Origin of the sequence: Bradyrhizobium sp. 21, assembly GCF_023073335.1 — a bacterium.
Lineage (GTDB): Bacteria > Pseudomonadota > Alphaproteobacteria > Rhizobiales > Xanthobacteraceae > Bradyrhizobium.
This window is the reverse complement of the sequence record NZ_JADPJG010000035.1, coordinates 929753-938949: the sequence shown is the minus strand read 5'-3', so window position 1 is coordinate 938949 and position 9197 is coordinate 929753. Positions and strand designations below refer to the sequence as shown.

6 protein-coding genes are annotated in these 9197 nt (G+C 61.6%); all 6 read right to left on the bottom strand.

The window, feature by feature from the left end:
• Nucleotides 1-221 (bottom strand): hypothetical protein (locus tag IVB31_RS33080; RefSeq protein ID WP_247332278.1); only part of this gene is annotated, 221 nt, incomplete at its 3' end.
• Nucleotides 222-349: 128 nt separating this feature from the next.
• Nucleotides 350-1363 (bottom strand): OmpA family protein, encoded by a 1014-nt coding sequence (locus tag IVB31_RS33075; protein ID WP_247332277.1) that lies wholly within the window; start codon nt 1361-1363, stop codon nt 350-352.
• Between the two features lie 62 nt (nt 1364-1425).
• Nucleotides 1426-2352, bottom strand: coding sequence for a hypothetical protein (locus IVB31_RS33070; RefSeq protein ID WP_247332275.1), 927 nt, complete (start codon nt 2350-2352; stop codon nt 1426-1428).
• A complete protein-coding gene (locus IVB31_RS33065) occupies nt 2349-3932 on the bottom strand; it encodes a CHASE2 domain-containing protein (protein ID WP_247332273.1) in 1584 nt (527 codons plus the stop codon). Before IVB31_RS33065 ends, IVB31_RS33070 begins: the two co-directional genes overlap by 4 nt.
• Before the next feature lie 96 nt (nt 3933-4028).
• The gene (locus IVB31_RS33060) at nt 4029-7691 is read right to left on the bottom strand and encodes a caspase family protein (RefSeq protein WP_247332271.1); all 3663 of its coding nucleotides are present in this window, start codon (nt 7689-7691) and stop codon (nt 4029-4031) included.
• Between the two features lie 54 nt (nt 7692-7745).
• The gene (locus tag IVB31_RS33055) at nt 7746-9188 is read right to left on the bottom strand and encodes a caspase family protein (protein WP_247332269.1); all 1443 of its coding nucleotides are present in this window, start codon (nt 9186-9188) and stop codon (nt 7746-7748) included.
• Nucleotides 9189-9197: the final 9 nt, after the last annotated feature.

Below are 9197 nucleotides of genomic sequence, written 5' to 3'. Positions count from 1 at the left end.
AGCTTGGCACCGGCCTGCCTCAGGCCGTCACTCAGTGACTTCGCATCGTTAGCAGCATAGTTCAAGTGCAGTGCGCCGTCCCAGTAGTCGTTCACGCCAACGGCGAGCACGTAGAGGCGCGGCGGGGCCGTGCCCTGCTGGACCGAGTTGATCACGATCTCCGCAGGCTCGGAGGCGATGAGCCCGGCCGCGTTGTAGGCCAGCACCGCGATCCGGTACAAACGATCCCTTGTCGCGTGATGCAATCGGGCCCTGACGTCAGCCAGTGCGCGCTCTCGGGAACGTAGCCAATCAATCGGCTCGGCGGGTGCTCCAACAGGCCCAACCGCGGCTCCACATCCTGGGACCCTCATTGCGCGCACCGCCCCCCAGCCGGAGCTGAGCTTCGCAGTTCGACGCGTCGGTTGATCCGGTCGATCTGGTCCTGCCTGTAGCCCTTCTCCCCGACGACGCTGAAGGGGTCGCGAGAGCCCATTGCGATCGGCTCGATATTGAAGTCGCTGCCGATGCCGCTCTGGCGCAACTGCGCGACCACGGCGTCCAAACGCCGCTTCGATAGTTGGCAGTTCCGCCTTGCCGAACCTCGCTGATCGGAATGCCCCGTCAGGACGAAGGGGCCGGCCTCGGCCCCTTGCGCGCGGAGATACCGGACGAGAAAGGCCACTGCAGTTCGTCCCTTGTCGGTGAGCTTCGCCGAACCAGTCTCGAAATCGACCGGCAATGGAATCCGCGCCTCAGCGCCGCATCCCACCCTGAGAACATCCTCTGGCCCCGCCGCCCCGCAGCGCGTGGGCGGCGGTTCGACGAATTTCGTCGCCAGGGCGTTCGTCTGGACCGCGAGCCGCGCCAGTTCGTCCTCGTCGGAGGATGGCGGGAGTTGCTCCCCCTCGCCGGCGCAGACGAACGATCCTCTGTGGCGAAACGATATGCGCGCCTTGACGTCGGCAATCGCCGCGTAAGCCCTTTGATAGAGCAGGCTCGCCTCGTCGTAATTCTTCTCCTTCTCGAACTCATGGGCCCAGGCCCAGGCAGCCCGCCACGTCGGGGCCGTCATGAATGCTTCACGCGCCAATTCGACGAGCTTCGCAACCGGCTTGCCGCCGTCGGCCGACGACACCAGCGCCGCCACAGTATCGGCGACCAGATAGGAAAAGCAGGTCTTGTCGAGCTCGGTACACTCCTGCGAATTTCGCACTTGGCCGGTCAGTTCGCGGAGGGCCTTGAGGTCCGCCGAATTCCCGGAGACCGCCCCCTTGGCGCGATCGAAATAGTCCTGGCAAGCCTGCGCGCTTGCCGCAGAGGCCGGCAGAAGATGGCCAAGGATCGCAAAAATGACGCCTGCCACCGATATTCGCTTACGCATCTCGCGCGCTCCTGATCAGCGAGAGTATCGGGATGGATCAAACATTCGAGCGCACCTTCTTGTCAGGGAGCCGCGGGATCAAGCAACATCAGGCCACGCCGCAGCGAGTCGGCGACGTGGAGGTCTCGGGCCATTCCCGACAATTGCTGCACGGCCTCGAACTTGAAGCGTCCATCGCCCTGCTGGCTCAACCAGGCAGCAGCCAAGTACGCCGTAACGGTCGTCGATGAGGCCGCAGCCGAAAGATCCGGCACATCAGGCAGACGGTCAGAGGCTACGATCGTGATGGAAAACTCTTGGCCGACAGCGTCCCGGCACGACAATGAACCCTGCCCTCGTACGAGTTGAACCGGCGGGAGTGTGATCTCACGTTCCTGAGTCGATTGCTCAAGCAGACGCCGTGAGTTCAGCGACAGTTCCAACCGAAATGGCGGCTTGCCGCCTGACCATGTCAGCCAAAGCGCGCGCTCTCCGGTACGCACGGTCTGCCCCACGTTGACGTCGACCATCACGGACATGGGCAAATCGTCAAACGTCCGGCTCGAAAGCGTGGCAAAGGTCGAAGACCCTCCGGTCATACGCGAGGTGATCCTCACGATCGAATCGTAGAAGCGCCCGATCGGGCCCAGGAATGAGTTTTCAGAGGTCAGGACCAGTCTGCACGCGTCGGACGTCAACTGCGGCGCACAGATCATCCTGCTGCCCCGCCGCTCCGATACCACGACCGTCGCATCGCGATTAGGTACGATGATCTCGTCATTTTCGGAGACGAACTCGCCCTCACCCAGCGGTCGCTCTGCGCCATCAGGCGATCTCACCAACGCCTTTCCGGGCACCGTCTGGCCGGGATAGGGTGATATCGAAACGACGATGCCGACGGGCCGTCTCGCCGGCGTCTGCGCCTGCGCGATTCTGCCAGTGAGGATTGGCAGTGCGAGCAGCCAGACGGCACAGGATCGCGCGAGGACTTTCGAGGTCGAGATGCTCATCGGCCGCTCTGCCCTTCTTCAGTCCCGCTCTCCCGCGCCTCGGCCCGCGGCGCGCCGAACCCACGCAACCGGCGCATGATACCGACTAGCCAGCGCTCGACGTCCTGCGCGATCGATCCAACCGTCAGAAAAATCGCCAGCATGATCATCGCCGTATTAATGCTCTCATAGGATTGAGACACCGGAATCAACAGCCAGTTCGAAACGGATGACAGGAATATCAATGCGACGAGCCCGCCCAATAAGACCGCGAACACGTTCCTCAGCCGCGCTGCCAACACGGCGAAGATTGCAAACAGCAAGCCGCCCCACAAGGCAGAACTCGTCCGCAACTTCGGAGCAGCCAGCAAGGAATCGCATGCTCCGGCAATGGTGTTGGCGACTACGTAGACTCCAGACATCGGCCCCAGAGGCGTCAAGTGATCGTCGCGACTGTCCCGATGGGTTGCGCCGATGACAACCACCCTGTCACGCAGAGCCTCGCAAGACAACGGCGATGGATCGGCTTTCTTGATCAGGTTGCAGAGATCCGGGTCAGCGTACTTGCCTCTGATCGATCCGTCCCCGGCCTGCAGCTTCACGGCCGAACGGATGTCCAGGAGAGGGACCACCGTTCCCGCCCAGTCACGCCCGCTCCCGAAACGGAAAGGCTCCAATTTCGCAGGCCAGAACAGATACGGCAGTATTGTCGGCGAAGATGAGCGCGCCAGCCATTGGAGGCCAACTACCACCCCTCTCCGTCCCAAATGGTCTGCCCGGTGCTCGCAATGGTCCTGAGCGTAACGCGTGGCCTGGTCTCGCACATCCGCGACAGTCTGCCGTCCGGCATGCGACAATGCGGCCGCGATCAATCCAACCGACGGAAAAGCACGCCAGGCCGACCGCTCTCCATCGCAGATCGCTTCCATCAGCCGCCATTCACGGATCGTTCCCGTCGTGTCCGCCTGAAAAAGCGCGGATCCCCAAAGGATGGACTGATTGCCGGCGCTCCCTTCCACAGCCGAGACGAACGCATCCAATCTCTCGTTGGCGTCCGCCAGCGGCGAATGCTGCCCGCCCGAGCCTCTGGAGAGCGGATGCACGGCAAGTGCTCCCGAAGCATTCATCTCGGCCCAGAGCCCCCGCACGAGGATCAGGGGTGTCGGGCGCTCCTTCCGTGCCTGCCTCGCAGAATATTCCTTCAGTCGAGCGAGTATCATGTTGGAGTCTTCGACCGTGGCGCTTGCCGCAACATCAATGTCGACCGCAATGATGGCGGCGCCTCGTCTCTCTGCGCCCTCCACCAGATCGAAGAGCTTGTCACGCGGCGTCATAAGCGGCTGCCCCCAGGCGTCGTAGCTGGCATCGTCGATGTCGATGACCGTCACGGCGCTCGCGTTTGGGGAATCCGACCGCCAGCCGACCGTAAAGCTGATGATGTTGTCCGGATCGATTAGCCATTCGATCAGGCGGCTCGACCGCCTCTCAATGCCGCTGGCAAACACGAAGAACATGACGCCGACCATGAACAGCGCAAGCTTCCAGAGCGGGATCGTGCTGAGGCTCGTACCGTGTGTCAGGAATCGGACAAGCGCCTGCATGGTCAAATCCCGACAGCTCTTCGAATCAAGGGCGAAGCGCCGTCGCAGGCGGTTGAAGTCAGCGGTGGTACGCCGTACGAACTCATCTGATCCACCTCACTGCAACGCCGCCACGGCTCGTTCTTCGACATATCCGAGCTGCTTCCCGTCTCGCGCGATCGCGATCCAGCCACCTTCCCGCCTGACGATCGCGACCTGAGCCCCGGCGGTGAGCTGGATCGAGGCGCCACTCGTCGCGTCCGGCTGCTGGCGAACCGTGACGGCAGCGATCACGACGTGCGTTGGCTTGATCGGTAAGGACGAAGTTGCCCCTGCCGGCTGCTCGACGGGGGGGCCGCCGAGCACGGCCGTGCGCCGAGCGATCGGGAAGTTCGAGCCGCTGAACCTCGCTTGCGAGTACTGCCAATGCTTGAAGGCTTCGTAGCTGATCTGCGGCACCCGATCGTCGACGTACTTGATCAGGTCGATCACGTTGATCAATCCGCTGGCGTTGATGGGCGCGCGTTCGAGCGCGTCCATCACCGCATAGGACAGTATGCCATGCCCCTTGTAACCCTCCAGGGCCGGCTCGGTGTCCGTCGACGCTGCGAGAATGGTCCGCCCCATTGCTTCCTTCAGCTTCTCGTAGGCCACCGCCTGCTCTTCGACCGCGCGCGTTCCTCGCTGACCAGGGGCCAACGAAGCAGCATCGGCCGTCATCGACCCGCTCTCGCAGGTGTCGTAGATCAAGATGCTCTTTCGCGCCTGGATCCAGGCGATCCATTTTTGCCACTGCTCCTGCGAGACGCCGTTCTGGACGTAGGAATCCTGGTCCCGATAGCGGAAGTCCTGAGGAATGAAGTAGTACTTTCCGTTCAGCGTCCGGCCGTGACCGGCGACGAAGAACACGAATACGTCCGTGGCCTTTACGTCGGTCGACAGTTGCCGGAAGGCCGCTTCCATCCTTGTGGAGGTTGCCTCGTCATCTAGAAGCAAGCGTACCTTTGCGCTCTCGTAAAAGCCGCTGCCAGCCTTCTCGAACGAGGATGCGATCGCGCGCGCATCCGGCACCGCGAAGTTCAGCTTCAGGCGGCTGTCCGCGTAGTCGTTGATGCCGACTGCGAGGATGAACAGGCGCGGCTTGGTGGCGGCTGCCCTTCCGGTTGCTTTCACTGTGATCCTAGCTGGCGACGAGGCGATCAGGCCCTTCTCGTTGTAGACGGCGAACTCGATCAGATTGTCGCCGGGCTCGATAGCGAATTTCTGAGAAATCATCAGTGTCCCGTCGCCATTGGCGGTTGCGGAACCGACCCGATCCGTGGCCATTGCCTTGATGCCGCGATTCTCGACGCCCAGGGTCTGAGAATTGAGCCGCCATTCAACGCGTCCTATGCCGCCGCCCTGGATCGCGATGGCGGCCTCGACGACGATGTCGCCGACGGCGACCGAGGCGCCGTCGGCAGGCGAGACAATCGTCACCTTGGGCGCATCGCCGCTTGCCATGACGCGATCCAGGTCAAGCCTCGCGGCGGCTTCCCTGACCTTCCCCTTGGGATCGCCGGCAAGCTTCTCCCGCACAAGATCCGGCCGATAGAGCGCATCATAGACCTGATCGATTGAACTGACGTTGAGACCGCGGACGACGTTCAGATTGTTGGTGACGCTGCGCGACGATGCCTCGAAGAATCCTTCCGGCGTGAGCGCGATCCATTGCCCATCCGCGAATGAGAAGATCGTCGCAAGCAGAGTGCCCGTCTTCGCGTCCCAATGCTCGACTGTTCCATCAGCGGCCGCCGAGACCAGTTGGCGCCCGTCGGCCGAGAACGCGATCTGCCTGACGTCCGCGGCATTGCCGCCGAGCTTGAACACCTCCCGGCTCGTCTGCAGGTTCCAAATCGCGATCTGCCCGCCATAGCTCGCGGCAAGCCAGGGATCCGAAGGCGAGAACGCGATGCTCGTAATGTCGACAAATCGCGAGACGATGTCCGCGGGAGGCGAGGACTTCAATTCGCTGAGCAGCGCCCCGGTGTCGCTGTTCCACAACTTCACCAGGAATGGATTGCTGCCAGCGGCCACCCGCTGCCCGTCCGGAGAAGCCGTGACCGCCATCACAGGTCCAACCATCATCCGAAGAACACGCGACTCGCGCCCGGATGACAGGTCCACAATCCGAATCTTGTTGTCGCCAGTTCCGACGAAGGCTCTGTTCTTTGCGAACGCGACAACCGAGGCGTTGATGTCTTTGCCAAAGGACTTAGCCGTCGTCCCCGTCGCGATGTCGGTCAGGTCCACGCCGCCATTGTCATTTTCGGAAAGCAGACGGGAAGAGCCGGCGGCGAAGCCAAGGACTTGACCATTGGCCTTGATTGGCGCACCGACGCGGCTCCCCGATTCAAGATCGCATACACGAATCTCCTCGTCTGCCATGGAAGCGACACGACTTCCGTCCGGCGATACGGCGAAGGCTATGATTCCGCCGGGGCCATCTTTCGCTTCAACCTTTTCGTGACACTGACCGATGCTGGTCCATGTCTTGGTGTTTCTGAGCAGGACTTGTCCGTCCGAGCCGGCGATGGCGATCTTCGTGCCATCAGCAACGAGCGCGACGGAGGCAGTCGAAACTGGCGCGAGATGAAAACTCTGCACCGGCGACCGATCGGATCTGATGACGTTCCATGTGCCGCTCTTGTCGACCAGAAAGAATTTTCCGTTGCTGGAGGTCCCGGCAACCGTACCAGATGTTATGTCGGGGCCGGTTGCCTTCCCCGACAAGGCGTCCAGAATGCTGGTCTTCTTCTTTTCCCCGTTGGTGACCCAAACGGTTCGGCCATCGTCGGAGAGCGCGGCCAGCGAATCGTCTTTTTCGCCCAGCGGGTATTCCGCGATTTGCGTTCCAGCTTCCGCGTCCCAAATAACGACGCTTTGGCCTGAAGAACCAATTGAGTAGGCAAGTCGTGAGCCATCGGCCGAGAAATAGATATGGTCAATCCCGTCATTCGCCGCCGAGCGCAATACGCGGCCGGCGTCGAGACTCCACAGTCGAATTTCCTGCTCGGTTTGAGAAAGCAATCGGTTTCCCCGTGGCGAGAACGAAACGTTGGTGATGTCGTGCTTGTGCCCGGTCAGCGTCTTAACCGGTTGTCCGGACGCGGCATCCCACACCCTTATCGATTTATCGGCGGTGGCCGCCGCCACCTTGCTGCCGTCCGGCGAGATCGCGATGGCCTTGAGTTCCTGGTTAACTCGGATTGTGGAGATCTGCTTGCCGGTTTGCGCGTCCCAAATAACGAGCGATTTGTTGCCCTTGCCGGTTGAAACCGTGCGAAGTCCATCCATCGACATCGAAGCAAAACCGTCAGGACCTTGATCGCCATACTCGAACGAAATGACGGTCCGGCCGGTCTCGGTATCCCAGACCTTCGCCGTACCATTCTGGATGCCGAACAGCCGGCGTCCATCGGACGAGAGGGAGGTGAACTCCGCGTGGTTTCGCGCCGCGTCAGGTAGGGTAAAGAGGATTCGGGCCAACCGTCCGGTTCGCGCATCCCATACCTTCGCGACTGGCGACTCGCCGCCCAATGTGACGAGCACGTTCCCGTTGGCGGAAATGATGGCAGAGCCGACATCATCTCCGCGTTGCGCGATGATCCTCGTCGGAACGCTGGCGGCAGCGGATTGCGCCGATGCTGCGGATGGCAATCCCATCAGCCAGATTGCCCCGATCAGGCAATGTGCGACACTGGCAACATTGATTTCACTTCGAGCAAAAGGCCACAACATTTTCGGCTCCTGCAATGGCTAAATCACGCGGTCATACATCTAGGAAACTGGCTATCAGCGCACCTCATAGTTTTGCCAAACGGCTGCCCATCTCGGAAGCCGATCGGGCACGTCAGGCCTTCTAGCCACAATTGGCTTTTGGAGCCGGGACGCGATCGCGCCGATCAGCTTGTCGGGACTGTTGATCGACCCGGAGCTCTCAAATGCCGCGGTGAGCTCTTCCAGCCGGACGTCGTCGGCGACAACCAGTGCGACCATCATCCCCTTGCCGCGAGGGCTCGCACGAAAGCGAAAGCCATTGCGTGGAATCTCAATCGGAGAACCGGCGCCGATCAGACGTGACACCCCCTGCGCTATCGAGAGACGATTTGGAAAGATCATGCGGAATGCCCCGTCACTGCCTTGGTCGAAGAGCATCAATTGCCCTGATGCCGCGGAGAAGATTCTGAAGAAGATGTTGTCGTTGAGCTGGACCGACGCGCTCGGCTGCATCTCGAGCTTCAGCTCGAAATCGTTCCTGTGCTGAAAGGTGACCTGCGCGACGTCGCCTCCGGAGCCGCCCTCGGCCGCGCGCGCGCGCGGCCAGAACACCGTGGTACGATAAGTGTCGTCAGGGACGGCGGTAAGATCAGGCGTCAGCCCGTTGAGGCAGGTGTTGCGGCGCTTTTCGCAGAAGATGCTCGATGCGTCGGAAACGAAATTCAGGAGCTCGGCGACCTGGATCTTGCCGTCGCCGTTCAGGTCCGCGGCACGCTCCCTGACGCCCTTGATCAGGGCTGCCGTGAAGACGCTGCCGCCAGCAGCCGGATCCTCGAACGCCAGTTGGTTGGGCGCCACCGCGGCCCATAGCGCAAATTCGGTGTTGTCGGCGGAAACCAGGTCCGGCGGCTCCGCGACCCCGCGCAGCAGCCCGATCGAGTCCGGCGTCAGACTCTTGGCGCGCACGCCCTCCGATTCGATCGAGTCACCCTGCTCGTTGCTGCGTGCGATCTTTCCGGAGAAGCAGGAATCCACGAAGAACATCACCGTCCGTCCGCGGAGTTCTCGACGCAGCGACGTCAACAGATCGGTCGGGATCACGTTCTCGAATTCGGCTTGGCCGTCGGCCTCGCTCTTCCTGACGTCCGACGGCGCGAGCCCTCTGGCAAAGCCGTCGCCGCTCCTGAATCTCAGTCCATGACCTGAGAAATAGAAGATCGCGCGATCGCCGGGCCGGGTACCATCGATCAGCCAGCGGCGGAATGCGTCCACGATCTTGTCGCGGGTCGCATCCGTATCGCGTAGGATCCTAATCTGCTCTGACTTGAAGTCGAACGTATCCTTCAGAAAATCGGCAAAATGATTGGCATCACCGGACGCCATTTCCAGATTGTAGCGCGCTTCGAGATTCGGATACGAATTGATGCCGATCACCAGGGCGCGGTCTTCCGCCGCCGCCTCTGCGCCGAAAATTGCCAGCGTCATGGCTCCGACGAGCCATCGCAGCAATCGTCTCATGACTGGGGG